The organism is Serratia sp. FDAARGOS_506, from assembly GCF_003812745.1.
GTDB lineage: Bacteria > Pseudomonadota > Gammaproteobacteria > Enterobacterales > Enterobacteriaceae > Serratia.
The window spans coordinates 1242885-1268281 of the sequence record NZ_CP033831.1; the positions used below are offsets into that span (position 1 = coordinate 1242885).

Below are 25397 nucleotides of genomic sequence, written 5' to 3' on the forward strand. Positions count from 1 at the left end.
GCCGGTGCAAACGCAGCCGGCGAGCCGAATAAGATTATTTGCCCAACAGCTCTCTTTCGATGCGCTCTCTGGTCGCCACCGCCTGGCTCGGCATCTTTTCCGGGTAGCCGAACAGCGAGGTGCAGATGATCGATTCGCCACCGACCTTGAAACTGCGGTTGGCAAATTCCATGTCGCGCAGCGTCTGGAACAGGGCGTCGAAATTCACCTCGCCTTCGCCGATACCGACGTGCTGGTGCACCGCGGCGTCAACGCCCGGCGGGTTGACGATATAGCGGCAATGCTTGGTGTGATTCATGGTGTCAGCGATCAGCACGTGGGAAAGATCGTCCCCGGCGTACTGCAGCATGCCGGCCACGTCGCCCTGCCCCTTGTCGTAGTAGAAGGTGTGCGGCACGCTGTAGAGGTATTTGACGTGGTCGCTGCGCAGCGATTTCACCAGATCGGCGGTTTCGTTGCTCAGCTCGCAGAAGTCCCACGGGTGCGACTGGATCTCCATACGAATGCCCTCACGCTCGACGATCGGCAGCAGCTCCTCCATCGAGCGATACCACAGCTCCTCGCAGATCTCCGGCTCGTTGGGGTTACCCGCCAACTCGGTGTTAATCACCTGCACGCCCATCTCCACCGCGATTTCGATCATCCGCCGCCAGTTTTTAACCGCCGCCTGGCGGCGATCTTCCCCCGGTCCGGACCAGCGATACACTACGATAAATGAGGAGATCTCCACGCCGGTCGCTTTCAGGGCGTTTTTATACTCCGCCATGATTTCGCGGCTGGCCTTCGGATGCTTGTAAAACGGGTTGATCTGCGGGTGCGGCGACTGCTCGATGTACTTATAGCCCCAGTCCGCCACCTGCTGAACCATTTTGGTCACGCCCAAATCCCGGATAACGTCGACATCAAAAGCGATCTTCATGGTCACTCCTCTGCAATCGTGGGTTCGGGGTTCAAGCCGATGGCTTGTTGTAAAAAGCCGGGCGCGCCGGCAGGGTCACCGGTACGATCTCGCCGCTGAGCTGGGCCGCCACGCAGGCGTCGGCAGTCACGGCGGCGGCATAGCCGTCCCAGGCGGAAGGACCGGTCAGCTGGCCTGCGGCTACGTCGTTGATGAACCCCTGCAGCTCGACGTCATAGGCGTCGATAAAGCGATCCTTCCAGTCGGTCAGGATTTCGGTCGAGAGGCGAGCGCCGCTGCGCATCTGCACCGAGGACGGCTCCGGCAGTTTGGCGATGCCGGTTTCCCCCACCACTTCGCACTGAATGTCGTAGCCGTACTGGCAGTTGACGAAGATTTCGACGTCGATGCGCGTACCCTTGGCGGTTTCAAACAGCACAATCTGCGGATCTTTCAGGTGCGGGAACGCCTTTGGACTCTTGCGCGGGAACACCACCTGTACCGACACGTAGTCGTCGTCGAGCAACCAGCGCAGCACGTCGATTTCGTGGATCAGAGTGTCGGTGATCGCCATATCGGTGGTGTAGGCCTCGCCGACCGTCGGGTTGCGGTGCGCGCAATGCAGCATCAGCGGCTCGCCGATCTGGCCGCTGGTCAGCACCTGTTTCAGCGCGCGATAGCCCTGGTCATAGGGGCGCATGAAACCGACCTGCACCAGTCGTTTGCCGTGCTTCGCTTCGGCGTCGACGATGTTTTTGCAGCCCTGCGCGGTCACCGCCAGCGGCTTCTCGCAGAACACCGGTTTGCCGGCGGCGATGGCCGCCAGCACGAACTCTTCGTGGCTCGGCCCCCAGGAAGTGACCAGCACCGCCTGCACGTCGGCGGCCTTGATCAGATCGTGACCGTTGTCATACACCCGCGCATCCAGCTGCAGATCGCTCACCACCTTGGCGGCATTGTCGCGATTGATGTCGTTTACCGCCACCACGCGGGCGCCCTGCAAAACTTTGCTGCAGCGACGGATATGATCGCGGCCGATGGCACCGGTGCCGATAACCCCAATGTTCAATGTCATTTTCGCTACCCTCGAGATTTATGTATGAAAACGAATCAGTAATCGCGCGCCTTATCGATGTTTTCCTGCAGCTTGCGCGCCACTGCGACGATTTTCTCGCTGTCGGCCACCTGAGCGCCGCCCACGCGCCACCAGCTGAGATACTTGTGCACCATGGTCTTCGGCAGCACCTTGATGTCCAACAGCGTGGACACGGTTTGCCTGCGGGCGTCGGCCAGCGCGTCGAGCAGCTGCTGCTCGGTGGTGACGCGGTAGGTTTTACAGCCGTAAGCCGCCGCCAGCATGGCGAAATCGACCGGCACCAGCTTGCCGTCGAGTTTGCCGCCCTCTGGATTGCGGAAGCGGAATTCGGTGGTGTAGCTGTCCATGCCGTGTTCCATCTGCAGGTTGTTGATGCAGCCGTTGGTCATGTTGTCGAACAGCACCACGTTGATCTTGCAACCTTCCTGAATCGAGGTGACCAGTTCGGAATGCAGCATCATGAAAGCGCCGTCGCCTACCATTGCGTACACCTCGCGCTGCGGCTCGGCCAGCTTGACCCCCAGTGCGGCGTTCACCTCGTACCCCATGCAGGAGTAGCCGTATTCCACGTGGTAGCCGTGCTCGCCGCGGTTGTGCCACACCCGCTGCAGATCGCCGGGCAGGCTGCCGGCGGCGGCGACGATCACGCTGTCCGCCGGCAGCTCGCGGTTCAGCACCCCCAGTACCCGGCTTTGCGTCATCGCGGAATCGGTCTGGGCGATAAATTCGGCGAACACCCGCTCGCGATCGAGGTGATCGTCGATCTCCGGCACAAAGCCTGCGCCGCTGTATTCCACCGCGTAAACACGCTCGGTCTCTTCACGCTGCGCGCCGCGCGCCGCAGCGATGGCGTCGCCCCAGCCGGCTCGGTACTCGGCCTGCGCCAACCGCGCGGCCAGTTCGCTCAGGGCCTCGCGGGCGTCCGCCAGCACCTGCACGCCGTCGAGCTTGCCGGCATCGAAGGCGCTTACGTTGATGTTGAGGAAATTGACGTCCGGATTTTGGAACAGCCATTTGGACGAGGTGGTGAAATCGGTGTAACGGGTGCCGACGCCGATCACCAGATCGGCCTGCCGGGCCAACGTGTTGGCCGCCAGGCAGCCGGTTTCGCCAATGCCACCAAGGTTGAATTCATGGTCGCTCGGCACTGTGCCTTTGCCGGCCTGGGTTTCGGCGAATGGAATGCCGAAGCGCTCGGCAAATTCGCGCAGCGCCCGCCCGGCCTGCGAGTACTTCACGCCGCCGCCGCACACCAGCAGCGGTTTGCGCTTGGCGATCAACAGCGCCAACGCGTCCGCCAACATGCCCTCGGTTGCCGGGCGGCGATCGAGCCGATGCACGCGTTTTTGGAAGAAATAGTCGGGATAATCGTAGGCTTCCCCCTGCACGTCCTGCGGCAGGCACAGCGTCACTGCGCCGGTATCCGCCGGATCGGTCAGTACGCGCATCGCGTTGATGCAGGCGCTCATCAGCTGTTCCGGCCGCACGATGCGGTCCCAGTATTTGCTCACCGCGCGGAACGCGTCGTTGGTGCTGATGCTGAGATCGTAAGACTGCTCGATTTGCTGCAGCACCGGATCCGGCTGGCGGGAAGCGTAAACGTCGCCCGGCAGCAGCAATAAAGGAATGCGGTTGGCGGTGGCGGTGGCCGCCGCGGTGATCATGTTGGCGGCGCCGGGGCCGACCGATGAGGTGCAGGCGTAGATCTGCCGGCGCAGCTTCTGTTTGGCGAAACCGATCGCCGCGTGGGCCATGCCCTGCTCGTTGCGGCCCTGATGCACCCGCAGCTCGCCGCTATCCTGTTCCAGCGCTTGCCCCAACCCCAACACGTTGCCGTGGCCGAAAATCGCGAAAATGCCCGCGACGAATTTGGTTTCCACCCCGTCGGCCAGCAGATACTGGTTATCGAGAAATCTGACGAGCGCCTGCGCCATGGTTAGCCTGATCTTGCCCATTTACTCACCCTTTAGATTGAGGGCCGCCCCGGAAAGGGCTCGCGCCGAGCCGACAATCCCGTGTTTGTGTTACGCGGCGGCAGCTATTATCTTGAGCAGGCGATGCCCGCTGCTCACGAAGTCGACAACCTGAAACGTGAAGCGATTATAAACAAATATATTTTTCATAAAATCACATTACAGAAGAAACATTTCATTTTGCGATAAAGATCGCATATTACATGAAAAGCCCGTTTCATCTCGTGGTTCAGCCTTCACTGACTTCGCGCCGCGCAATGGCAGATGAACGCCGTCAGTACACAGGATGACAGCCTTTTATCCTGCCCTCGCTCTCCTTTTCTGCCCGCGCCTGGCTGCCCTTCCGTGGCCGTTTCAGCGGCTTTTCCCTCCCCCTGTCGATGTTTTAAACGCATCACATTTTTGGGGTGTAAATTTCATTTCATATTGAAATTGAAATTTTCATTCCCCATACTGTCAACATGCTTCCTGCAGGGCGCCACGCTCGGGCCGCCGCCGGAGTTTTGCTTAAACAGAAGGAAACGGGTATGGCTACACAAGAAAAACAGCTTGATGTCATTTGTCTCGGGCGCATCGCCGTCGATTTCTATGCTCAGCAGATCGGCGCGCGTCTGGAAGACGCCGGCACATTCGCCAAATACCTCGGCGGCTCCTCCGGCAACGTGGCCTACGGCACCGCCATCCAGGGGTTAAAATCCGGCATGCTGGCGCGGGTCGGCGACGAGCACATGGGCCGCTTTCTGCGTGAAGAGCTGCAGCGCGTCGGAGCCGATACCCGCTGCCTCATCACCGACAAACAACGATTAACCGGCCTGGTGATCCTCGGTATCAAGGATCAGGAAACCTTCCCGCTGATCTTCTACCGCGAAAACTGCGCGGACATGGCGCTGACGCCGGACGACATTGACGAGACCTACATCGCCTCCTCGCGCGCGCTGGCCATCACCGGCACGCACCTGTCCCACCCGAACACCCGCGCCGCGGTGCTGAAAGCGCTGGAATACGCGCGCCGCCACGGCTTGCGTACCGCGCTGGACATCGATTACCGCCCGGTGCTGTGGGGGCTGACGTCGCTGGGCGACGGCGAAACCCGCTTTGTGGAGTCGGATCAGGTGACCCGCGAGCTGCAGGAGGTGCTGCACCATTTCGATCTGATCGTCGGCACCGAAGAGGAGTTTCATATCGCCGGCGGCAGCACCGACACGCTGACGGCGCTGAAAAACGTGCGCCGGGCCACGGCGGCCACGCTGGTGTGCAAGCGCGGCGCGCAGGGTTGCTCAGTATTCGAAAGCGAAATCGCCGACGATTGGGCGCAGGTGAAGCTGCACGCCGGCGTACGGGTTGAAGTGCTGAACGTGCTGGGGGCCGGCGACGCCTTTATGTCCGGCCTGCTGCGCGGCTACCTGAACGATGAGGGCTGGGATCAGGCCTGCCGCTACGCCAACGCCTGCGGCGCATTGGTGGTCTCGCGCCACGGCTGCGCGCCGGCGATGCCGACCAAGCGGGAGCTGGACGACTACCTGCTGCGCGAACGGCAGGTCACGCGCCCGGACCGCGACGCGCGTCTGAACCACCTGCATCGGGTCACCACCCGCAAACAGCAGTGGCCGGAACTGTGCGTGTTCGCCTTCGATCACCGCAAGCAGTTGGCGGATATGGCGCGCGAAGCCGGCGTCGGCGAAGAGCGCATTCCACGCCTGAAAACCCTGCTGTTGGCTGCGGCGCAACAGGCTGCTGCAGAGGCCGGCCTCAACGGCAACAGCGGCATTCTGGCCGATACCACCTACGGACAGGCGGCGCTGAACGAGATAACCGGCCAGGGATGGTGGATCGGCCGGCCGGTAGAACTGCCCAGCTCGCGTCCGCTGCGCCTGGAGCACGGCAATATCGGCTCGCAATTGATCGACTGGCCGCAGGAGCACGTGGTGAAGTGCCTGGTGTTTTATCACCCGCACGACGCGGCGGAACTGCGCCGCGAGCAGGATGAGCTGATCGCCGACGTCTACCGCGGCTGCTGCAAATCCGGCCACGAGCTGCTGCTGGAAGTGATCCTGCCGGACAGCAACCCCGACAAGGACGAACGCCATTACCTGGAGATGATTGAACACTTCTACCAGCTGGGCATTCAGCCGGACTGGTGGAAACTGCCGCCGCTGAGCGCGGAAAACTGGCAGCGGGTCGGCGCGCTGATCGACACCTACGATCCCTTCTGCCGCGGTGTGCTGATCCTGGGCCTCGACTCCCCGGAAGCGGTGCTGAAGGCGGGCTTTGCCGCCGCCGCGGATGCGCACTGGGTGAAGGGCTTCGCCGTCGGCCGCACCATCTTCGGCCAACCTTCGCGCCGCTGGCTGCAAGGTGAGCTCGACGACGCGGCCCTGATCGAACAGGTAAAACAAAAATACCTGACGCTGATCGGTTTCTGGCGCCAGTACCGTCCGCGGGCGAGCGGCGCGCACTGACAGCGAAAGCGAGTTCACGTCCCCTTAAGGCCATTTCGCCGCTTTAAGGGGATTTTTTTGCCCATTTTCTGTGAAGTCGCGCACCGTGCGATCGAATAAATCGCTTTTTGAGGAAATGAAATTTCCGCTCCGTCTGTTAAAATACCCTGTCAATATTTCAGGCGTCAGGCCAATGCGCCTCCACCCCACTGCGAGCCGAATGGATGAACAACCCAACTCAACTTTCGCTGTTACAGGACGAGATTCGCCACCGTTATGAAACGCTGAGCAAGCGTTTGAAGCAGGTGGCGCGCTATATTTTGGATAACAGTAACAGCATCGCTTTCGATACCGTTGCCTCCATCGCCGCACAGGCCAGCGTCCCCCCCTCCACCCTGATCCGTTTCGCCAACGCCTTCGGCTTCAGCGGCTTCAACGAAATGAAGCAGGTGTTCCGTCAGCATCTGATGGAAGAAACGGTGAACTATACCGAACGCGCGCGCCTGTTCCGCCAAACCTCCACCGACGACAACGTCGCGCCGGAGAAACCGGCGGAAATTCTCAACGTATTCACCATGGTCAACGCGCAGGCGCTGCAGCAGCTGGCGATGCAGATCGCCCCCGAGCAGCTGGATCGCGCCGTCGAGCTGCTCAACAACGCCGAAAACATCTACGTGATCGGCCTGCGCCGTTCGTTCAGCGTCGCCTCTTATCTCACCTATGCGCTGCGCCATCTGGAGCGCCGCGCGTTTCTGATCGACGGGCTGGGCGGCATGTTCACCGAACAGCTGAGCATGGTGAAACCGAAGGACGTGGTGATCGCCATCAGCTATTCGCCGTACGCCCGCGAGGCGGTGGAACTGGTGGAATTGGGCGCCAAGCGCGGCGCGCAACAGATCGCCATCACCGACAGCCAGGTCAGCCCGCTGGCCGCCTTCAGCGACGTCTGTTTCGTGGTGCGCGAAGCGCAGGTGGATGGGTTCCGCTCGCAGGTGGCCTCAATGTGCCTGGCGCAGACGCTGGCGGTCTCGCTGGCGCTGAATAACGCCCGGGACGAGTAAGGCTGGTGTGAACGCGCCCGGTAAGCTCGGGCGCGGCGGGATTATTGCAACAACAAATAGCGGTAGAGCGCGCTTTCCAGATCCTGTTTCATGCTGATGAAAAGCAGAATCTCCACCGTCTGGCCGTCGTAGTCATAGACAACGCGGTATTCGCTATCGGGATCCAATCGCTCGTGCAACCGTACCCCCATGCCCGCCAGCACGGCGTTGAAGCGGTAGCGGGCAGGATCGTCGGCAATTGCCGCAAGGGACGATAACAACAGATTGTCCACGAACACCCCGGCTGCGGCGGCCCCTATCGTTCCGCTCTTGTAAGACTCGATGTCTTTCAGGCTCCATTCCGCCGCCGGCGCGACGGTAAAACGTATTTCCTTGGGCATCCTGCACCTCGGGCCTATTTCCGCGCGTCGCGCAGCCGCTGCAACGTTTCTTCGGGCGACAGACCGCGCTGATTCTTAATCTCTTGCTTCGCCATCATAGTCAGTTTCAGCAACGCGTTGGACTGGCGCTCCAGATTGCGTTCCCGAATTTCGGCCTCTCTCTCAGCCGCCGTTTGCACAAACAGCTCAGCAACACCATTTTTTGTGACGTAAACCCCGCCTTCAAACAGATCGGGCGAACCTAATCCTTCTCGCGCCGCTTTTTGGGACATGGTAGTCGTCATGGTTTTTCCTCCTGCGCATAGGCAATCACGCTGTATCACAGCGGTTCTTTGGATTCACTCAGCCGGGGAGCGATCGCGTGCGGACAGGTTATCATTTGAACAAGATGGAGGGCAAATTTAGGTCAAATTTATACCCTGATAAAAAGAAGGCCCGGCAAGCCGGGCCTCAAGCGCTTATTGCGCGGCGGGATAGGCGTCGCCGTTAATCCAGGCGTGGTCTTTTTCCCAGGTGAATTTCCACTGTCGCACCGGCCCGGCCATCACGTTGAGATAATAATTGTCGTAGCCCGCCAGGGTCGCCACCGGGTGGTAACCGCGCGGCACTTTCACCACGTCACGATTGTAGACCGGCATGCACTCGTCGAGCGCGCGGTCGTCGGTATAGACGCGCTGCATGCAGAACCCCTGCTCCGGCTGAATGCGGTGATAGTACGTCTCTTCGAGATAGGTTTCGTCCGGCGAATCTTCCCGATCGTGCTTGTGGCTTGGGTAGGAGCTGGTGTTGCCCTCGTCGGTGTAAACCTCCACCACCAGCAGACTGTCGGCCGGTTCGCTGTCCGGCAGAATGTTGTGCACCAACCGTTGGTTACGCCCCTTGCCGCGCCGCTCTACGCCGATATCCGCCGGCGTGATCAGCCGTGAAGGCAGGTGGCCGCTGCCGGGCGCGCTGCACACCGCCAGCTCCAGATCGGTTTCTGCCCGCACGTCGATGCGATCGTGGTGTGGCACATACACCGCGTAAGGCGGCGTGCGCTCGAATGGGCTCATGCGCTTGCCGATATGCGGGTACTCGGCGCGCAGCGTGGCGACAGAGGCGATACCGGCCACCAACACCAGACACAGCTCCTTGTCGCCGCACTCAAGCTGCAGCGACTGCCCGGCGGCCAGGTGGTAAACGTCAAAGCCGACATAGCGCCAACCGGCATTTTCCGGCGTCACGTGCTGGATGCGCCCCTCGGCGTTCGGCGTCTGACATTTGGCAAGCAGTGAAGACATCTCGATTCTCCTGTTAACTCCCCGTGCAAAGGCCGCTGCCCCGCAGGAGCAACGGCCCGCTCATACTCTGAAATCGCTTAACCCAGCGTCGGCATGCTGAATTCGGACACCGTCTGCTGCCCGGCCGGCCAGCGCGCGGTGGCGGTCTTCATGCGCGTGTAGAAGCGCACGCCATCGGTGCCGTGCACGTTCAGCGCGCCGAATACCGAGCGTTTCCAGCCGCCGAAGCTGTGGAACGCCATCGGCACCGGCACCGGCACGTTGACGCCAACCATCCCGGCCTGCACTTCTTGCACGAACTGGCGCGCATAGTGGCCGCTGCCGGTGAAGATAGCGCTGCCGTTACCGAACTCGTGTCCGTTGACCGTGTCGATGGCAGTGCGGTAGTCCGGCACCCGCACGATGCCCAGCACCGGCCCGAAGATCTCTTCGCGATAGATGCGCATATTCGGTTTCACATGGTCGAACAGCGTGCCCCCGACGTAATAGCCTTCAGGATAGCCCGGCACCTGATAATTGCGGCCGTCGGCCACCAGGGTCGCGCCTTCTTCCACACCCAGATCGATGTAGCCCAGCACCTTTTTCTGGTGGGCGGACGACACCAGCGGCCCCATTTCATTCTCTTCGCCGCCCTGCTGCAAGCCCGGCCCGACGCGCAGCTGCGCAATCAGCGGCTTCAGTTTGGCAATCAGTTTATCGGCGGTGTCGTCCCCGACCACCACCGCGATCGGCAGCGCCATGCAGCGCTCGCCGGCGGAGCCGAATGCGCCGCCCATCAGCGCGTTGACCGTGGCGTCCAGATCGGCGTCCGGCATGATGATCGCCTGGTTCTTCGCCGCGCCGAAGGCCTGCACCCGCTTGCCGTGCGCGCTGGCGGTGGTGTAGATATGTTCCGCCACGGTGGAGGAGCCGACGAAGCTCACCGCCTGAATACGCGGATCGGTGCACAGCTGCGCCGCGTCTTCATTGGCGCAGTGCACCACGTTGAACACGCCGTCCGGCAGGCCGGCTTCTTTCAGCAGTTCCGCCAGGCGAACCGAGGCGGAAGGCACCAACGCCGGCGGCTTGAGGATGAAGGTGTTGCCGCAGGCCAGCGCGATAGGGAACATCCACATCGGCACCATCGCCGGGAAGTTGAACGGGGTAATGCCCGCCACCACGCCCAGCGGCTGCATCAGCGAGAAGCTGTCGACGCCGCTGCCGACGTCCGGTGAATACTCGCCCTTGATCAAATGCGGGATGCCGCAGGCGAATTCGACCACTTCCATGCCGCGCGTCAGTTCACCCAGCGCATCCGAATACACTTTGCCGTGCTCGCTGACGATAAGTTCGGCCAGCTCGTCGCGGTGCTGTTCCAGCAGCGCCTTGAAATTGAACATGATGCGCGCGCGGCGCAGCGGCGTGGTGCGCGACCAGTCGGCAAACGCCCGATGGGCCACGTCGATGGCCTGTTTGACTTCGGCGGCGGTGCTCTGCGTGACGCGCCGTTCAACCTGCCCGCTGGCCGGGTTATGCACGTCGACGGTTTGATTGCTGCTGCTCAGGCACACCTGCCCGCCAATAAAGTTACCCACGGTTTTCATGTCACGCCCTCTTTTCAAGTCCGCTGTCGCCTGACCACACGTAGGTGGCGCGGCGTTAATCGTCCCGCTCGCCAAACCCCGTCGGCAAGCCGGCTAAATCCTGACCGGATACAGCAAACTCTATTTCATTGAAAAAAAAGTTTCAAATAAATTGTTTTGGAAAATTTATTTTTAGTGCGTGAGGTCGCAATTTTGCGGTGTCGATCGGGTTGATGCTTTCATTACCGTGCCAAGCAAAGCGCGATGACAGGGGAGAAATCGCGGGCAATGCACACTGACTTTGCTACATAAAATCCGCGCCGTGCCTGCCCTGCCGCCGTTACCGTCCGCCCCCGGGCGCCCAAGATGCCTGGAGCGCTCACAACGGTTTTTTTTGAACTGGATCTAAAAATCAATATTCCATTATTCACTAATTATGAAATAAATGTTCTTGTTTGTTCCAGTATTTATCGACGACATCGCCTTGATGACAGGCACGGTTCACACCCTTCCGCTCGCCCTCTCCCCGACACCCCAACCGTGCGGACGGAAGCCAGGATAAAAATCGGAGCAACACATGTCATATCAGCGTAAGCACAATACCGGCTACATATTGCGAATTTGCGGCATCGCCGCCTTGGGCGGCATTCTGTTCGGCTACGATACCGCCGTGATCTCCGGCGCGATCGAAGCGTTGAAAACCTATTTCAGTCTCAGCCCGGCCGAAACCGGTTGGGCGGTCTCCAACGTGGTGATCGGCTGCGTGGTCGGCGCCTTCGCCGCCGGGCCGCTGGCGGCGCGCTGGGGCCGTAAAAAGGCGCTGATGCTGGCGGCACTGCTGTTCACCGTGTCCGCCGTCGGCGCGGCCTTGGCCCCGACCTTCACCTGGTTCGTCATCTACCGCATCATCGGCGGGCTGGCGGTCGGCATTGCCGCCACCGTGTCGCCGATGTACATGTCGGAAGTATCGCCGAAAGACATGCGCGGGCGCGCGCTCAGCATGCAGCAGTTCGCCATCGTGTTCGGCCAAATCGTGATTTTCTACGTCAACTTCAAAATCGCCAGCCTCGCCAGCGAAGCCTGGCTGGTGGAAATGGGCTGGCGCTGGATGTTCGCCTCAGGCGTGATCCCCTGCATCCTGTTCTGCATCCTGGTATTCGTCATTCCTGAATCCCCGCGCTGGAACGTAATGATGGGGCGCGACGATCAGGCACTGGCGATGTTGACCAAGGTCTCCAACGCCGCCCACGCGCAGAATCTGCTGAAAGAAATCAAAGACTCGCTGCAGCAGGATCAACAGCAGCAGCACCGGAAGCTGAACTACGGCGATGTGCGGGTACGTTTCATCCTGTTCGTCGGCTGCATGATCGCCATGTTGCAGCAGGTGACCGGCGTCAACGTGATGATGTATTACGCGCCGGTGGTGCTGAAAACCGTCACCGAAAACGCGCAGGAAGCGCTGTTCCAAACCATCTGGATCGGCGTGCTGCAGCTGGTCGGTTCGGTCATCGGCGCCATGCTGATGGATCGCATGGGCCGCATCCCGCTGATGCGCTACGGCACGCTGGGCGCCATCGCCGGCCTGCTGCTCACCTCGTATGCGCTCTACACCCAGGCCACCGGCTATTTCGCGCTGTTCGGCATGCTGTTCTTCATGGTGTTTTATGCGCTGTCCTGGGGCGTCGGCGCCTGGGTGCTGGTGTCGGAAATCTTCCCGAACCGCATGCGCGCGCAGGGGATGAGCATCGCCGTCGGCTGCATGTGGGTCGCCAACTTCGCGGTGTCGCAGTCGTTCCCGATGATCAACGACCACCCTTACCTGTTCTCTCATTTCCACGGCGCCTTCCCGATGTGGATCTTCGCCGCCTGCTGCCTGTTCAGCTACTGGTTCATCGGCCGCTACATTCCGGAAACCAAAGGCGTCTCGCTGGAAAAAATGGAGCAGGTGGTGCTGGCCAAACGCCACCGTCACCCCCTGCCCGACGGCAAGCCGCTGCCGCTGGAAAACGGTAAATCCTGATCTCTCACCCCTGACCGCTGGAGTAATGCCTCATGACCATTGCGCTGAACCGCTTCTGCATTAACCGCAAGATCGCGCCGAATCTCGATCTGGACAGTTTTTTCCGCCTGGTGAAACGCTGTGGGCTCAGTAAGGTTGAGCTGCGCAACGACATGCCCAGCGGCAAGGTGACAGACGATCTGAGCGACACGCAGCTCAACGCGCTCGCCGCGCAATACGGCATCGAGATCGTCACGATCAACGCCCTTGGCATGTTCAATCGGGTAGACGACCCGGCGGCGCTGCAGCAGCGCGCCGAAGCGCTGCTGGCGCAGGCACAGGCCATCCACAGCCGGGCGCTGGTGCTGTGCCCGCACTGCAGCGCCGATGACAAGCGCAGCGAGCAACAAAAACGGGACGACACCCTCGCCGCGTTGCGGTTGCTGGCGCCGCTGTTTGCCCGCTATGGCGTGCAGGGGTACGTCGAGCCGCTGGGATTCGGCATCAGCTCGCTGCGATCGTCGCTGCTGACCCAGGCGCTTATCGGCGATTCGGGCGCACCGTACCGCATCGTGCTCGATACTTTCCACCACTATCTGAGCGGCGTGGCGCAGGCCGACTTCGACGCGCAAATCCAGGTGGCGCAGATCGGCCTGGTGCATCTGTCCGGCGTGGAGGACGGGAGGGATAAAGACGCGCTGAGCGACGAAGAGCGCATCATGCTGAGCGCAGGCGATCGGCTGGAGAGCCGCCGCCAGGTGCAGAACCTGGAACGCCTGGGCTACACCGGCGTCTATGCCTTCGAACCCTTCTCTTCGCAGCTGGAAAGCTGGAGCGAGGCGGATATCGAACGGGAAATCCGCCAGAGCATCGCCCTGCTGCAAGGGTAAAAAAAACGGCCTCCGCGGAGGCCGTTTTTCATGGCGTTACTTCAGGTTGCCGACCACCAGCTGGTGGCGCTCATTGTAAAACTTACGGTAGGCCAGATAGCAGGCGATGATGGTCGACAGGCTGGCGGTGGAAAGCAGCATGAAGGTCACCATAATCTGGTATTTGATCGCTTTCACCGGATCGATGCCGGCGAAGATCAGCCCGGACATCATGCCCGGCAGGCTGACCAGCCCGACGGTTTTCGCCGAGTCCACGGTCGGGATCAGCGAAGCGCGGATGCTGTCGCGGATCAACGCCGCCGAAGCGAACTTGGGCGTCGCCCCCAGGCTGAGCATCTCCTGAATCTTCTGCTGTTCGCTTTTGAAACGCTGGCCGAGGTTGGTGTAGCACAATCCCACCGCCACCATGGCGTTACCGGCGATCATCCCGGAGATGGGGATCACCTGCATCGGCGTAAATTCGATGGAGCCGGTCAATACCAGCACCGCCAGCGTCAGCACCGCGCCGGTGGTGATGGCAATAAACGACGTCACGAACGCATGTTCGACGTACTTGCTGCGTTTCTTGGCGTTGTAGGCCGCGTTAAAGCAGATGAACAGCACCATCAACACGGTGAGAACCGCATTATCCAGATCGAAAATATACTTCAGCACGTAGCCAACGATGATCAGCTGCACCACTGCGCGGCAGATGCTCCAGATAATGTCCTTTTCCAGCGCCAGTTTTTCCCGGTGGCTGATCAGGATGGCGACCACCACCAGGACCATCGACAAGCCTAAGGATTCGTTGGTGATGTTATGCTGATTCATGCTGTTGCTCCTGTTGCTCGGCGCCGTGTGCGCGCAGGGTGATAACCTCGTCCGCGTGCGCTATCTCTTCGGTATCGTGCGTCACCCACAGCACCGCCAGCCGGTGTTCCGCCACCAGCTGATGAACGATTTCGTTGACGTTGCGCTTATTTTCCTCGTCCAGCGCGCTGGTGATCTCATCGAGCAACAGCACCCGCGGCATAAACTGCAGGTTGCGGATCAGGGATACGCGTTGCTTCTCCCCGCCGGACAGCTCATTGATGCTTTTGGTCAGCATTGCCTCCGGCAGCCCGAAACGTGCCAGATCGGCCTTCATTTTGCGCTCGGCCGGCGGCTGTTGGCGGATCTGGTAGGGCAGCGCCAGATTGTCGTAAACCGTATTGCCGAACAGTGCCGGCGTCTGGAAGCAATAAGAGACCTGTTTGCGGTACTCCTCCGGCGATATCTCGGCGATCGCCCGGCCATCGAAATAGAGGTTTCCGCTCGTCGGATCCATTAAGGAAGAGATGATTTTCAGTAAGGTGCTTTTCCCGCAGCCGGAAGGGCCGGTGATCAATTTAAATTCCCCTTCCCCCAGCGTGAAAGAGACGGAGTCCAGGATCACCTGGTTGTCTATTTGATAATGAATATCATCCAATCTCAGTATGTCTTTCTTTTCCTTCATTGTGATGCCGGCTCCCTACACCTGTTCCCGTCTGAGCGATAAGTATATGGCTGCAAAAAACATCTTAGCAATGCCTGTGCGGCGGACAGGGCGCGAGAAGGTGGAGCGGCGGAGCGAAATGCTCCGCCAAATGATAAGATTAATTAATGATTAGCTGTAGGAATAGTCAAAAGCGACCGGCAAGGTCGAATCACTCTTTTTTTAGCACTGCCTGTTCGTCGCAGCTGTACCAACGTAGAGAATTATTAATGCTGCGGTGGGTGCAATGCACCTTACCCTCCTTTTCCAGCGCCAGCAGCAGGGTGCGGGTGGTATAAATATTTTCGCCGCATTTATCCGCCAGTTCGCGCGTCTTCGGCCACTGCTCCGGCGGGGGATGATGCCCCCCAGACCCTTCAACACGATCCCTGCACAATCCTTGCAACACATTCAGCATCAGCGATTTTCTGCTTTCAAACGTTTTCGGCGCCTTGGCCATAGCATTCCTCCTGAGTGGTTACTGCTGAGCTCCCCCGCTCATGACTGCACGTCAGCGATGCGCAGGGTATAAATCATCGTGGCGTCCGGAGGGATCGTCGGCGGACTGCCCTGCTTGCCGTACGCCAGCGCCGGCGGCACCACCAGCGTGATCGAACCGTGGCGCTGCAGCTTTTCGATAGCGGCGCGAAACAGCGGCGGGTAGCGCGTCAACGGCTGCGAGATCACCGTCCCCGCCAGTTCCATGTCTTTGACCACCCGGCCGTCGGTCAGGCTTTCGCGCACCACGATATCCACTCGATCGTCGGCGCCGATCGCCCCGCTACCGGCATAGTCCACTCGGTAGTAGAAACCGAGCGCATCTTGCTTGACCCCCTCCTGACGGGCGAAATCGGCCAGATAGGCCTTGCCGTCCAGAGGGGAAGCCTGCGTCTGTTGCGCTTGCTGCAGCCGCTGCTGCGCCGTGTGCAGAGCGCTGTCGATAACGGCTTCATCCAGCCGCAACCGCCCGGCCAGGGTATCGGCGATGCCCGCCAGCAACAGCTGCCGATCCGCCTCCAGCCCAGCGCGCCGATTCTCCTGCTGCAGATGCAAAATGTCGCGCCCGAGCGATACGCCGGCGGCATACGCCAGTTTGTCCGCCTCGCTAGTCAGCAAGGGCGGCTCGGCCGCCTGCTGCCGCTCGGCCAGCAAGGTGTCTATCCGTTGCTGTTGCCGCGTCAACTGCGCCGCCAACCTTGCGCTGCGCTGTTCGGCCCGCGCTAGCGAAGCGGCCAATACCCCCACCTCAGGCACCGGCGCAACGGCCTGCCGCAATCCCTTCAGGGCATCGACCAGAGGCCGAATATCGACGACGGCCCGCTCCCGTTTCGGTGCCGCCTGAGCCGCCGCTAACTGGCGCTCCAACTGACGGATTTTCTCCGCCTGCCGTTGCAAAGACTGCTTCAGTGAAGTTAAACGAACGCTGTCTGCCCCGACGATGGCAGCCGGTTTGGCGGCCGGTGCGGGCGCCGGTTTACGCGCGGCTTCTTCCTTGAGCGCGGCCGGCGGTGCCTGCCGCTGTTCGGCAAACTTCAACAGGGCGGGAATGCCGTCGTCGGCGGCACAAGCCGCCCCGTTCGCCGTCAACAGCCAAAAAGCCATCGCCCATCCTTGCGCGCATCGCTTCATGGCTACAGATTCTCAACCCGGCTGGACAGATCGGACATCAGCTCATGTTCGACGTCGGCGCAGAATTTCTCGGTTTTATATTGATAAAGAGCATCAATCGCTTTACGGGTGCTCTCATCCACGTTCCCACGTACCCCGGCATATCCGGAAGCATTGGAAAGCAGACCGTTAAAATAGGCTATGCGCTTCTGGTAACTTTGCGGATTAATATTCTTTAACGAATTAACTCGTTGTTGGCAAAGCGCGATGCGTTGCTCATCGGATTTATCATTAGGATTGTTCTGTGAGATTTTTTTCACAGAATTCAGTTTTGTCTTGCTACCGCCCGCACAGCCAGACAACGCCATAAAAGACAGAAAAAATATAGCCAAACCCACCGTGCGGCGTCCGCCGCAAGCATTAATCATCGTTATCATTCCGTTTATAATCCTTTAATTGTCACTTAGGTCATCATTATGTGGCGAACGGCAGCGGCACATGCCTTAATTTGATTAATCAAAATAGGTTAGGTAGCGAAAAATCCCTATATCGCAATGCGATAGAATAATTCACTACCGGTAAAATTGTTATTTAATTGTTAACCAATTAGATCTAAACGCAGGCTAAACGCGAATAAGAAACCCAATCAATCGTGAACAGAAAACCATGAAACAACAATAAAAACAATGAATTATGTTTTATATTTTGTTTCTAACGGGAAATTCAGCATCTGCTGCCTAAGAGCGATATTAGCAAAACAATATTGTGAATTGTAGGTGCCACCCTATTTCATCCGATCTAATATCTCGCATATCGTTATTTATATAGTGATTTATACTGGATAATATTTGTATACGATCTATTGGTTTTAAAGCAAATATATTTCTTTTTCCTTTTAGTTTTATATTCTGAATTTGACTTAATTTAATAAAATCTATTTCCAAGCAATACTATTATTTGCAAGAATATTCCCAGCAACACGCCACACTTAAAACCCGTATTTTATTTACCAGAAAATCCATTGTTGATTTTCCAAATCTCGTTATTTCTCACAAATAACGGATGTTGGCGTATTGCCCAGAGCAAAAGGATCTGGCTCCAACCGCACGACCGGTGACATGGCGTTGCCGCCGCCGCGGGGGATTTAGATGTGCTGTTCTTTTTATTTAAAAACTCTCTACAGGAACCTGAGAAATGAAACTGAATAAATTAATGCTGGCAACCGTGATTGCTTTCGCTTCCGCATCTGTTGCGCATGCAGCACCAAATCAGGGCAGCGGTAAAGTCACCTTTACCGGCGAAATTATCGATGCGCCATGCAGCGTCGCACCGGAATCCGTTGATCAGACCGTGCCGATGGGCCAGATCAGCAGCCGTATCCTGGCCAACCAGGGCAAATCCAGCATGCAACCTTTCAGCATCGAACTGAAAGATTGCTCCATCTCCACCATGAAAAACGTCGAAGTGACCTTTACCGGCACGCCTGATCCGGTCAACAGCAAACTGCTGGCCCTGAGCGGCACCGCGACCGGCGCCGGCATCGTGATTTACGACAACCTGCACTCCAAAGAAGTGGAACTGGGTACGGCGACTGACGGCCAGGGCCTGAACAACGGCGACAACTCGCTGAAATTCGCCGCTTACCTGCAGGGCAGCAGCGCCTCTGCCGCCGTGGTACCGGGCGACTTCACCAGCGTGGCGAACTTCACCCTGGCTTACCTGTAATACCCCATAGGGGATGTCTCAGGGCATCCCCCGCTTTATTGCATGCCGAGGATACCGGCAAGGGAACAGGGAAAGACAGGGAGACGCCAGTATGACTATCCGCCTTTGCAGCCTGTTGCTCATCGCGCTCAGCGTAGGCAGCACGGCGGCGGCAGCGAAAAATCAGGGCCACGGCAAAGTCAGCCTGGGCGGCACCATCGTCGAAACGCCGTGCGGCATCGCCAGCGACAGCCTGGACCAAACCGTCGATTTTGGCCTGATCTCCATGACCGACGCCTCACAGGACGGGCAATCGGTGCTGCTCGGCAGCCGCCGCCATTTCACGATAAAACTGGTGAACTGCGAGCTGGCAAGCCAGGTGAAGCCTGACTTCGTCTATCGTGCGGCCAACGTCACGTTCGACGGCACCGCCGACAGCCGTGATCCCTCTCTGCTCGGCGTTTACGGCGAGGCGAAGGGTGTGGCTATCGAGCTGTTGACCGATGCCGGTACCCCGATCCCGCTCGGCAGCACGACGGCGGATTACCAGATCGTCGCCGGCGACAACACGCTGCGCTTCGGCGCGCAGTTGCGCCTGCATCCCGATAAGGCGCGAGCGGGCGGCTTCAGCTCTCTGGCCAAATTCACCCTGTCTTATCTCTAGCGCCGGCGGGCGCTGCACAGCATTACAAGTTCAGGTCGCACGGATGACCTGCTATTGGGCGCGGACTTGCCATGAGTGATTATGCTATGACGTCATTACTGACACGGAAACACCTACCTCTCCTCGTCATTCTATCTTTCCTCTGGGTGCGTCCGGCATTTTCCGCCACGGAATTCAATACCGACGTCCTGGATATCGGCGAGCGCAGCAAAGTGGATCTTTCGCGCTTTTCCGACGCCGACTACGTCATGCCCGGCGCTTATCTGCTGGACATCAAGATCAACCAGAAAACGCTGCCTCAGCGCAGCATTCAGTATTTCCCGTCGCAGGATAACAAGAGCGGCAGCCAAGTGTGCCTGCCGCCTGACCTGGTGGAAAAAATGGCGCTGAAAGAAGAAGCGGCCAAAAAAGTCACCCTGTGGCACGACAACCAGTGCGCCGACATTCGCGCGATCCAGGGGGCAACCGTCTCCGATCGCATCGGTGGCGGCGTGCTGGCGATCACCATCCCGCAGGCGTGGATGAAATACTCCGATCCCGACTGGACGCCGCCCGAGCAGTGGGATGATGGCATTCCCGGCCTGCTGCTGGACTACAACCTGAGCGGTCAGCTCGGCAAGCAAAGCCACAACAACAACACCGCCCAGAACCTGAGCAGTTACGGCACGCTGGGCGCCAACCTGGGAGCCTGGCGCCTGCGCGCGGACTACCAGGCCAATTACAATCAGCAAGCCGGCGATCGCAGCACCGGTTTCGACTGGAACCAAATCTACGCCTACCGCGCACTACCGATGCAGGCCGCCAAGCTGACGCTGGGTGAGATCTACCTGGATTCCGGGGTGTTCGACGCTTACCGCTTCACCGGCCTCAACCTGGCCAGCGACGAGCGCATGCTGCCGCCCAATCTGCAGGGTTACGCGCCGGAAGTGCGCGGCATCGCCAAAAGCAACGCCAAGATCACCGTCTCGCAGGAAGGCCGCACGCTGTACGAAACCACCGTGCCCGCCGGTCCGTTCGTCATCCAGGATCTCAACAGCTCGGTACGCGGCAAACTGGACGTCAAGGTCGAAGAGCAGGACGGCACCGTCTCGACCTTCCAGGTGGATACCGCCACCATTCCGTACCTGACCCGGCCGGGCTACGTGCGCTACAACGTGGCGCTGGGCAAAACCTCTGCCTACGACCACCGCACCCAGGGGCCGCTGTTTTCCGCCAGCGACTTCTCCTGGGGCCTGAGCAACGCCTGGTCACTGTATGGCGGGGCGCTGCTCGGTGGCGATTATAACGCCTGGGCGCTCGGCCTCGGCCGCGATCTGAACGTGTTAGGCGCCATGTCGGTGGACGTCACCCAGTCGATCGCCCGTCTGCCCGGCGAACCGACCGCCAGCGGCATGTCGTTCAAGCTCAACTACGCCAAACGCTTCGACGAACTGAACAGCCAGATCACCTTCGCCGGCTACCGCTTCTCGCAGCGCAAATTCATGAACATGTCGCAGTATCTGCAGGAGCGCTACGGCGACTACGACAAGAATTACAATGGCCGCCAGAAAGAGCTGTACACCATCACCGCCAGCAAAACCTTTATGGCGGAGGACAGCGCCAAGGCGATCACCGCCTATCTGACCTACTCGCACCAGACCTATTGGGACGCGCGAACCCAGGACCGTTACGGGCTGTCGACCAGCAAGCTGTTCAGCATCGGCGATATCAGCAACATTACTGCATCGCTGTCGGCTTACCGCACCTACTACCAGGGCCGCACCGACGACAGCGTGATGCTCAACTTCACCGTGCCGATCGGCGATCGCCGGCGCGTCGGCTATGCGCTGCAAACCAACAACGGCGACGTCACGCAGACCGCGTCGTACAACGACTACAGCGATCCGGACAATACCTGGCAGGTCAGCGGCGGCTTTAATCAGTCCGGCAAATCGCTGGCGCGCGGGTACTACACCCACAACGCCTCGTTCGGCTCGCTGAACGCCAGCGCCTCTTACCAGCAGGACAGCTATTCGTCGATCGGCGGCTCGTTCCGCGGCGGCCTCACCGCCACCCGGCACGGTATCGCGGCGCACCAAAACTCGAGCAACGGCGGCAGCCGCATGATGCTCGACACCGACGGCATCGCCGGCGTGCCGATCAACAACGGCCGCGCCTACAGCAACCGCTTCGGGCTGGCGGTGATTTCCGACATCACCAGCTACTACAACACCGACACCCGCATCGACGTCAACAAACTGGCGGACGACGTTGAAGCCACCCGCGCGGTGGTGCAAGGCACGCTGACCGAAGGCGCCATCGGCTACCGCCACTTCGAGGTGGTAAAAGGCAGCAAGCTGCTGGCCACCATTCGCCTCGCGGACGGCAGCGAGCCGCCGTTCGGCGCTGCGGTGCTGAGCGAGAAAGGCCGCGAGGTCGCGGTGGTCAACGACGGTGGTTCGGTCTACCTGACCGGCGTGCAGCCGGAGGAAAAACTGGATGTCGCCTGGGAAGGCCAACGCCGCTGCCGCATCGTGATCCCGGGCGCCGCCAAGCCGCTGGACCAGCTGCTGCTACCGTGCGCCACCCTGTAATCCGTAACGCTGAGAAATAATGACATGAACAAACACCCGATAACGCTACTGACCGCCGCCGGCCTGGCCTTGAGCGCCGTACTGCCCACCGCCGACGCGGCGATATCGCTGGATCGCACACGCGCCGTCTATGTGAGCGACGCTAAATCGATCAGCCTGAATATCGTCAACGAAAACAAAGAGCTGCCTTTCCTGGCGCAGTCCTGGCTGGAGAACGAACAGCACCAGAAAATCACCTCGCCGCTGGTGGTGCTGCCGCCGTTGCAGCGCGTGGAACCGAGCGAACGCAGCGTGGTGCGCATCACCAAGACGCCGGAGGCGGATCGCCTGCCGCAGGATCGCGAGTCGGTGTTCTACTTCAACCTGCGCGAGATCCCGCCGAAAAGCACCAAAACCAACGTGATGCAGCTGGCACTGCAAACGCAGATCAAGCTGTTCTACCGGCCGAAGGCCATCGTCGCGCCCAAGGGCGAAGTGTGGCAGGAAAAGCTGGTATTCCGTAAAAGCGGCGGCGCCGTCACCGTCGACAACCCGACGCCGTTTTACATCACCCTGACCGGCATGACGCGGCAGACGCAAAAACAGGGCGGCGGCGCGATCGGCGGCTTCCAACCGCTGATGCTGAAGCCGAAGTCCAGCGAAAGCCTCAAGCTGCATGACACCGGCATGAACAGCTTCGTCATCACCTACATCAACGACTACGGCGGCCACCCCGAACTGCGCTTCGCCTGCAACGGCAGCGTTTGCACCGCCGTGCCCGAGAAAAAATAAGGAGGTCCAGCATGGCTGAATTCACCGATCGACTGCGCCCGCTGCTGCTCGGCGCCCTGCTGTGCGGCGGCAGCGCGATGGCGGCAACGCCGCTGGGCGTGATCGAAGGCACCACCGGCACCGTCAGTTTTCACGGCGGCCTGCTCAGCTCCCCCTGTAGCCTGACGCCGGATAGCCGGGAGCAGGCCGTCGATCTGGGCGACGTCAGCGCACGCGACTTCCGAAACGCCGGCGATCGCAGCGCGCCGGTGCGTTTTCGCCTCTCGTTCCGCAACTGCCTGCTGGGCGCGCGCGCGCTGGCGGATAACCCGGCCGGCCCACGTAACGGCGACGCCGGCCGCCTTTACCTACAGGGTGAACAGGCCGCTACGCTGGTCTTTCTCGGCGAAAGCGACGTCGACAATCCGTCGCTGCTGAAGCTGAACGGCGGCGTACGAGGCATCGGCCTGCGGCTGCAAGACCAGCAGGGCCAAGCGCTGGAACTGAACCAGCGCAGCCGCCCCTACATTCTGCAACCCGGTAGCAACACCCTCTGGTTCAGCGCCAGCGTGGAATCCACCCAGCGAGCAGTGATGGCTGCCGGGTTCGCCGCCGTGGCGCACATTCAGGTGATTTACCTGTGAGGCTCGAGAACGCGATGAAAATGCAACTGACCAAACTTTGCCTGCCGCTGGCGATCGCGCTGGCGGCTCCCGCCGCCTGGGCCAACGGCTACGTCACGCCGGACGGCGGGGCGAAACCGTTCTATATCGATCTGAATCAAAGCAACATCACCAACCAGGTAGGGTTCACCAAAGTGTTCCCCTATTCATTAGGCGGCACCTATACCGGCAAGGCTTACTGCAACACGCCGATCCCCAAAAGCCCGCACTTTTACAAGTCGGATTCGGCGCTCCCCCCATCCAGTTACGGCAACGGCTTCTTGCAGCTGAACGACTTCCTGGATTTAAAAGCCGAGGTGTGGATCGCCGGCTATAAGAAGGCCTATGTCACCGTGCCTTTTTACAACGAATCCAACGAGTACCCCAATCACAGCTGTACGCCGCCCTATGTGCAGGTCAACAACTATGAAAGCGGCTCCAAAGGCCGCATCACCTTCCGGGTGCGCAAAAAAATCATCAACGGCGTCGAGATTAACGATCGGCAGATCATCGAGATGTTCGGCCGCCTGGGCTCGACCGACGGCGGTTTCGGGCCCAACCCGATGGCGCAGGTGTTTATCCAATCCGCGATCCTCTACGTACCGGATAAGTGTGTGGTGAACGAAGGCCAGCTGATCAACGTGGAGTTCGGCGAGATCGGCGGCAGCGATCTTAACGGTTCGAACTACCCGCAAAGCATTCCGGTGCGCTTCCAATGCGAAGGCGGCAGCTTTGAGGACGGCACGCTGAACATCAAACTGGCGGTCTCAGGCTCGGCGGCCTCTTTCAATAACGAGGTATTCAAAACCGACAAGAACGATCTCGGCATCCGGCTGACGCACAACGGCCAACCGGTCATCCCGAATGAATTTTATCCGGTGCCGAACATTGGCAACGGCGGTTCCTGGAACCTGGTGGCGGCACCGTTCGCCAACGGCGGCGCAGAGATTGGCGAAGGGGAATTCAACGCATCGGCCACCATCGTGGCGGCATTCCAGTAATCGAGGGAGGAACGAAAAATGCGTCTACGCGCTTTAGCGCTGCTGAGCTGTGCGCCCTGGTGGTTTGCCGTCATGCCGGCGACGGCGAACACCGAGCTTATCGGCGCGCCGGTGCAGTTCCACGGCACCGTGGTGAGCCGCCCGTGCAATATCGAGCCGCAGTCCGCCGATCAGTTGGTGGAGATGGGGACGGTGATCGTCAAAACTCTGTACCGCTACGGCCACACCACGCCGGTGCCGTTCAGCATCAAGCTGACCGACTGCAAGACCACGGTATTCAAATCCGTCAGCGTGACCTTCAGCGGCACCGAAGACGGAGAGCTGCCGGGCAAACTGGCGATCAACAACGGCGCGAATGGCGCCGCCATCGCCTTGTTCGATCATCAGGGTGCAGATATCGACCTGAATAAGGCCACCAGTACGGTCACGCTGCAAAACGGCCCCAACAGCCTGAATTTCACCGCCTATGTGCAGGGGCGGCCGAGTGCGATTCAGAACCAAAGTATTACCGAAGGCGAATTCACTTCCGTCGCCAATTTTGTGCTGGCGTACCAATAAGCCCCGCACCATCCCAGGGAAATCAGGAAAACGACCGGCGCACCATCGCCGGCGATTGGCCGTCACCGTTCGCTCCGCTGCGGTGCTGCGGCCTTTTAAGGAGTCACCCATGCCAGATATTCGCTTCACGCTGTTCGACAGCGATAACTTCTACCAGCAGGGGCTGCGTCTGCTGATGCAGGACTATCTGCACTCCCTGAACGAATGCCAGCGTCTGTATCCGCAGTTCTCACCGCTGGCGCTTCAGGCGCTGGATAACATCGAAATCGTGTTCCGCACGCCGGAAGAGCGCTGGGGCTGCGCCAGCTGCTATCAGAGCCCCTACGGCATCCCGCGCCAGCGGCAGCTGACCCTGCTGATCCTCGACGACACGACTCAGCAACAGGTGAAAAACCTGTCGCCGCTGTTCAGCATTCATCGGCGCGATTCGGCCTATGCCATTCGCCTCAAGCTGCAGATGGCGTTGGAAAAATTCATCCAACATCCGTGGATGGCGGTACACACCGCCGGCATGTGGAAATGCCAGTCCTGCCGCATCGCCGCACTCAGCCACTGCGAAAAAAAAGTGCTGGGGTTGATGAGCAGCGGCATGTCCGCCTGCAGCATCGCCGGCCTGCTGCAGCGCAGCCAGAAAACCATCAGCGCCCACAAGCGTTCGGCGATGCGCAAGTTGAACGTGCGCAAAAACAGTGAGTTGAATAAGGTACTGCTGAATCAACGGGGGCTGAGCTGAACGACAACAGGCTCGCGAGTGACACGAAAGTGGTTTACTCTGAATACTCATTTTCGCACTATAAAACGAGCCGGA

The 25397-nt window shown here is 59.8% G+C and carries 24 protein-coding genes; 12 read left to right on the top strand and 12 right to left on the bottom strand.

Annotated features, from left to right (window positions below):
• Nucleotides 1-34: 34 nt before the first annotated feature.
• The 3 genes from EGY12_RS06210 to iolD are packed head-to-tail and all read right to left on the bottom strand — an operon-like array spanning nucleotide 35 to nucleotide 3949.
• A complete protein-coding gene (locus EGY12_RS06210) occupies nucleotides 35-919 on the bottom strand; it encodes a sugar phosphate isomerase/epimerase family protein (protein WP_004930845.1) in 885 nt (294 codons plus the stop codon).
• Nucleotides 920-950: 31 nt separating this feature from the next.
• On the bottom strand, nucleotides 951-1973 hold the full coding sequence (locus EGY12_RS06215) for a Gfo/Idh/MocA family protein (protein WP_025304575.1): 1023 nt from the start codon (nucleotides 1971-1973) through the stop codon (nucleotides 951-953).
• A gap of 35 nt (nucleotides 1974-2008) precedes the next feature.
• The gene (gene iolD / locus EGY12_RS06220) at nucleotides 2009-3949 is read right to left on the bottom strand and encodes a 3D-(3,5/4)-trihydroxycyclohexane-1,2-dione acylhydrolase (decyclizing) (protein ID WP_123892894.1); all 1941 of its coding nucleotides are present in this window, start codon (nucleotides 3947-3949) and stop codon (nucleotides 2009-2011) included.
• A 545-nt stretch (nucleotides 3950-4494) separates the two neighbouring features.
• Between iolD and iolC the strand changes: the two genes are divergently transcribed.
• Nucleotides 4495-6426: a 5-dehydro-2-deoxygluconokinase gene (gene iolC, locus EGY12_RS06225; RefSeq protein ID WP_123892895.1), complete on the top strand. Its 1932-nt coding sequence runs from the start codon at nucleotides 4495-4497 to the stop codon at nucleotides 6424-6426.
• Between the two features lie 203 nt (nucleotides 6427-6629).
• A complete protein-coding gene (locus tag EGY12_RS06230; RefSeq protein WP_004930856.1) occupies nucleotides 6630-7466 on the top strand; it encodes a MurR/RpiR family transcriptional regulator in 837 nt (278 codons plus the stop codon).
• Between the two features lie 41 nt (nucleotides 7467-7507).
• On the opposite strand, the gene EGY12_RS06235 is transcribed toward EGY12_RS06230, so the two are convergent.
• The 4 genes from EGY12_RS06235 to EGY12_RS06250 form a co-directional block, all read right to left on the bottom strand.
• A complete protein-coding gene (locus EGY12_RS06235) occupies nucleotides 7508-7846 on the bottom strand; it encodes a type II toxin-antitoxin system RelE/ParE family toxin (RefSeq protein ID WP_123892896.1) in 339 nt (112 codons plus the stop codon).
• A 14-nt stretch (nucleotides 7847-7860) separates the two neighbouring features.
• The gene (locus tag EGY12_RS06240; RefSeq protein WP_004930864.1) at nucleotides 7861-8130 is read right to left on the bottom strand and encodes a hypothetical protein; all 270 of its coding nucleotides are present in this window, start codon (nucleotides 8128-8130) and stop codon (nucleotides 7861-7863) included.
• A gap of 174 nt (nucleotides 8131-8304) precedes the next feature.
• Nucleotides 8305-9126 (bottom strand): 5-deoxy-glucuronate isomerase, encoded by an 822-nt coding sequence (gene iolB, locus EGY12_RS06245; protein WP_123892897.1) that lies wholly within the window; start codon nucleotides 9124-9126, stop codon nucleotides 8305-8307.
• Nucleotides 9127-9203: 77 nt separating this feature from the next.
• Nucleotides 9204-10709, bottom strand: a complete 1506-nt coding sequence (locus EGY12_RS06250) for a CoA-acylating methylmalonate-semialdehyde dehydrogenase (protein WP_123892898.1) — start codon at nucleotides 10707-10709, stop codon at nucleotides 9204-9206.
• Between the two features lie 556 nt (nucleotides 10710-11265).
• Between EGY12_RS06250 and EGY12_RS06255 the strand changes: the two genes are divergently transcribed.
• Nucleotides 11266-12708 (top strand): sugar porter family MFS transporter, encoded by a 1443-nt coding sequence (locus tag EGY12_RS06255; RefSeq protein ID WP_049202853.1) that lies wholly within the window; start codon nucleotides 11266-11268, stop codon nucleotides 12706-12708.
• Between the two features lie 32 nt (nucleotides 12709-12740).
• Nucleotides 12741-13577, top strand: coding sequence for a TIM barrel protein (locus EGY12_RS06260; RefSeq protein WP_123892899.1), 837 nt, complete (start codon nucleotides 12741-12743; stop codon nucleotides 13575-13577).
• Nucleotides 13578-13613: 36 nt separating this feature from the next.
• Here the strand turns inward: EGY12_RS06260 and fetB are convergent, their stop codons facing one another.
• From fetB to EGY12_RS06285, 5 genes are all read right to left on the bottom strand, one after another.
• A complete protein-coding gene (fetB, locus tag EGY12_RS06265; RefSeq protein ID WP_033645324.1) occupies nucleotides 13614-14387 on the bottom strand; it encodes an iron export ABC transporter permease subunit FetB in 774 nt (257 codons plus the stop codon).
• Nucleotides 14374-15051 carry an iron ABC transporter ATP-binding protein FetA gene (gene fetA, locus EGY12_RS06270; protein ID WP_123892900.1) on the bottom strand — a complete coding sequence of 226 codons (678 nt, stop codon included), beginning with the start codon at nucleotides 15049-15051 and terminating at the stop codon, nucleotides 14374-14376. The genes fetB and fetA overlap by 14 nt, the downstream gene beginning before the upstream one ends.
• Nucleotides 15052-15241: 190 nt before the next feature.
• Nucleotides 15242-15529: a FaeA/PapI family transcriptional regulator gene (locus tag EGY12_RS06275; RefSeq protein ID WP_123892901.1), complete on the bottom strand. Its 288-nt coding sequence runs from the start codon at nucleotides 15527-15529 to the stop codon at nucleotides 15242-15244.
• 38 nt (nucleotides 15530-15567) lie between these two features.
• Complete coding sequence (locus tag EGY12_RS06280) at nucleotides 15568-16671, bottom strand: FKBP-type peptidyl-prolyl cis-trans isomerase N-terminal domain-containing protein (RefSeq protein ID WP_253722943.1); 1104 nt, start codon at nucleotides 16669-16671, stop codon at nucleotides 15568-15570.
• Nucleotides 16672-16700: 29 nt separating this feature from the next.
• Nucleotides 16701-17114, bottom strand: coding sequence for a hypothetical protein (locus EGY12_RS06285; RefSeq protein ID WP_123892903.1), 414 nt, complete (start codon nucleotides 17112-17114; stop codon nucleotides 16701-16703).
• Nucleotides 17115-17871: 757 nt separating this feature from the next.
• Here EGY12_RS06285 and EGY12_RS06290 point away from each other — a divergent pair.
• The 8 genes from EGY12_RS06290 to EGY12_RS06325 all read left to right on the top strand — a co-directional run bounded on the left by EGY12_RS06290 (nucleotide 17872) and on the right by EGY12_RS06325 (nucleotide 25322).
• Nucleotides 17872-18402 (top strand): fimbrial protein, encoded by a 531-nt coding sequence (locus EGY12_RS06290; RefSeq protein WP_123892904.1) that lies wholly within the window; start codon nucleotides 17872-17874, stop codon nucleotides 18400-18402.
• A gap of 91 nt (nucleotides 18403-18493) precedes the next feature.
• The gene (locus EGY12_RS06295) at nucleotides 18494-19045 is read left to right on the top strand and encodes a fimbrial protein (protein WP_123892905.1); all 552 of its coding nucleotides are present in this window, start codon (nucleotides 18494-18496) and stop codon (nucleotides 19043-19045) included.
• Nucleotides 19046-19116: 71 nt separating this feature from the next.
• Complete coding sequence (locus tag EGY12_RS06300) at nucleotides 19117-21618, top strand: fimbria/pilus outer membrane usher protein (RefSeq protein WP_172962903.1); 2502 nt, start codon at nucleotides 19117-19119, stop codon at nucleotides 21616-21618.
• Nucleotides 21619-21642: 24 nt separating this feature from the next.
• Complete coding sequence (locus EGY12_RS06305; protein WP_038871480.1) at nucleotides 21643-22389, top strand: molecular chaperone; 747 nt, start codon at nucleotides 21643-21645, stop codon at nucleotides 22387-22389.
• Between the two features lie 11 nt (nucleotides 22390-22400).
• A complete protein-coding gene (locus EGY12_RS06310) occupies nucleotides 22401-23012 on the top strand; it encodes a fimbrial protein (RefSeq protein WP_123892907.1) in 612 nt (203 codons plus the stop codon).
• A gap of 14 nt (nucleotides 23013-23026) precedes the next feature.
• Nucleotides 23027-24031, top strand: coding sequence for a fimbrial protein (locus tag EGY12_RS06315; RefSeq protein ID WP_123892908.1), 1005 nt, complete (start codon nucleotides 23027-23029; stop codon nucleotides 24029-24031).
• 18 nt (nucleotides 24032-24049) lie between these two features.
• Nucleotides 24050-24589 carry a fimbrial protein gene (locus EGY12_RS06320; RefSeq protein ID WP_123892909.1) on the top strand — a complete coding sequence of 180 codons (540 nt, stop codon included), beginning with the start codon at nucleotides 24050-24052 and terminating at the stop codon, nucleotides 24587-24589.
• 109 nt (nucleotides 24590-24698) lie between these two features.
• On the top strand, nucleotides 24699-25322 hold the full coding sequence (locus EGY12_RS06325; RefSeq protein WP_123892910.1) for a LuxR family transcriptional regulator: 624 nt from the start codon (nucleotides 24699-24701) through the stop codon (nucleotides 25320-25322).
• Nucleotides 25323-25397: the final 75 nt, after the last annotated feature.

What these genes read in the sequence shown, in the direction of transcription:
- EGY12_RS06300 (WP_172962903.1), top strand. Translation starts at nt 19,117, where the DNA reads ATGAGTGATTATGCTATGACGTCATTACTGACACGGAAACACCTACCT.
- EGY12_RS06260 (WP_123892899.1), top strand. Translation starts at nt 12,741, where the DNA reads ATGACCATTGCGCTGAACCGCTTCTGCATTAACCGCAAGATCGCGCCG.
- EGY12_RS06240 (WP_004930864.1), bottom strand. Translation starts at nt 8,130, where the DNA reads ATGACGACTACCATGTCCCAAAAAGCGGCGCGAGAAGGATTAGGTTCG.
- EGY12_RS06215 (WP_025304575.1), bottom strand. Translation starts at nt 1,973, where the DNA reads ATGACATTGAACATTGGGGTTATCGGCACCGGTGCCATCGGCCGCGAT.
- EGY12_RS06230 (WP_004930856.1), top strand. Translation starts at nt 6,630, where the DNA reads ATGAACAACCCAACTCAACTTTCGCTGTTACAGGACGAGATTCGCCAC.
- EGY12_RS06210 (WP_004930845.1), bottom strand. Translation starts at nt 919, where the DNA reads ATGAAGATCGCTTTTGATGTCGACGTTATCCGGGATTTGGGCGTGACC.
- EGY12_RS06250 (WP_123892898.1), bottom strand. Translation starts at nt 10,709, where the DNA reads ATGAAAACCGTGGGTAACTTTATTGGCGGGCAGGTGTGCCTGAGCAGC.
- EGY12_RS06255 (WP_049202853.1), top strand. Translation starts at nt 11,266, where the DNA reads ATGTCATATCAGCGTAAGCACAATACCGGCTACATATTGCGAATTTGC.
- iolC (WP_123892895.1), top strand. Translation starts at nt 4,495, where the DNA reads ATGGCTACACAAGAAAAACAGCTTGATGTCATTTGTCTCGGGCGCATC.
- EGY12_RS06285 (WP_123892903.1), bottom strand. Translation starts at nt 17,114, where the DNA reads ATGATAACGATGATTAATGCTTGCGGCGGACGCCGCACGGTGGGTTTG.
- EGY12_RS06320 (WP_123892909.1), top strand. Translation starts at nt 24,050, where the DNA reads ATGCGTCTACGCGCTTTAGCGCTGCTGAGCTGTGCGCCCTGGTGGTTT.
- EGY12_RS06310 (WP_123892907.1), top strand. Translation starts at nt 22,401, where the DNA reads ATGGCTGAATTCACCGATCGACTGCGCCCGCTGCTGCTCGGCGCCCTG.
- EGY12_RS06235 (WP_123892896.1), bottom strand. Translation starts at nt 7,846, where the DNA reads ATGCCCAAGGAAATACGTTTTACCGTCGCGCCGGCGGCGGAATGGAGC.
- EGY12_RS06275 (WP_123892901.1), bottom strand. Translation starts at nt 15,529, where the DNA reads ATGGCCAAGGCGCCGAAAACGTTTGAAAGCAGAAAATCGCTGATGCTG.
- EGY12_RS06295 (WP_123892905.1), top strand. Translation starts at nt 18,494, where the DNA reads ATGACTATCCGCCTTTGCAGCCTGTTGCTCATCGCGCTCAGCGTAGGC.
- iolD (WP_123892894.1), bottom strand. Translation starts at nt 3,949, where the DNA reads ATGGGCAAGATCAGGCTAACCATGGCGCAGGCGCTCGTCAGATTTCTC.
- EGY12_RS06305 (WP_038871480.1), top strand. Translation starts at nt 21,643, where the DNA reads ATGAACAAACACCCGATAACGCTACTGACCGCCGCCGGCCTGGCCTTG.
- EGY12_RS06280 (WP_253722943.1), bottom strand. Translation starts at nt 16,671, where the DNA reads ATGGCTTTTTGGCTGTTGACGGCGAACGGGGCGGCTTGTGCCGCCGAC.
- iolB (WP_123892897.1), bottom strand. Translation starts at nt 9,126, where the DNA reads ATGTCTTCACTGCTTGCCAAATGTCAGACGCCGAACGCCGAGGGGCGC.
- EGY12_RS06325 (WP_123892910.1), top strand. Translation starts at nt 24,699, where the DNA reads ATGCCAGATATTCGCTTCACGCTGTTCGACAGCGATAACTTCTACCAG.
- fetA (WP_123892900.1), bottom strand. Translation starts at nt 15,051, where the DNA reads ATGAAGGAAAAGAAAGACATACTGAGATTGGATGATATTCATTATCAA.
- EGY12_RS06315 (WP_123892908.1), top strand. Translation starts at nt 23,027, where the DNA reads ATGAAAATGCAACTGACCAAACTTTGCCTGCCGCTGGCGATCGCGCTG.
- EGY12_RS06290 (WP_123892904.1), top strand. Translation starts at nt 17,872, where the DNA reads ATGAAACTGAATAAATTAATGCTGGCAACCGTGATTGCTTTCGCTTCC.
- fetB (WP_033645324.1), bottom strand. Translation starts at nt 14,387, where the DNA reads ATGAATCAGCATAACATCACCAACGAATCCTTAGGCTTGTCGATGGTC.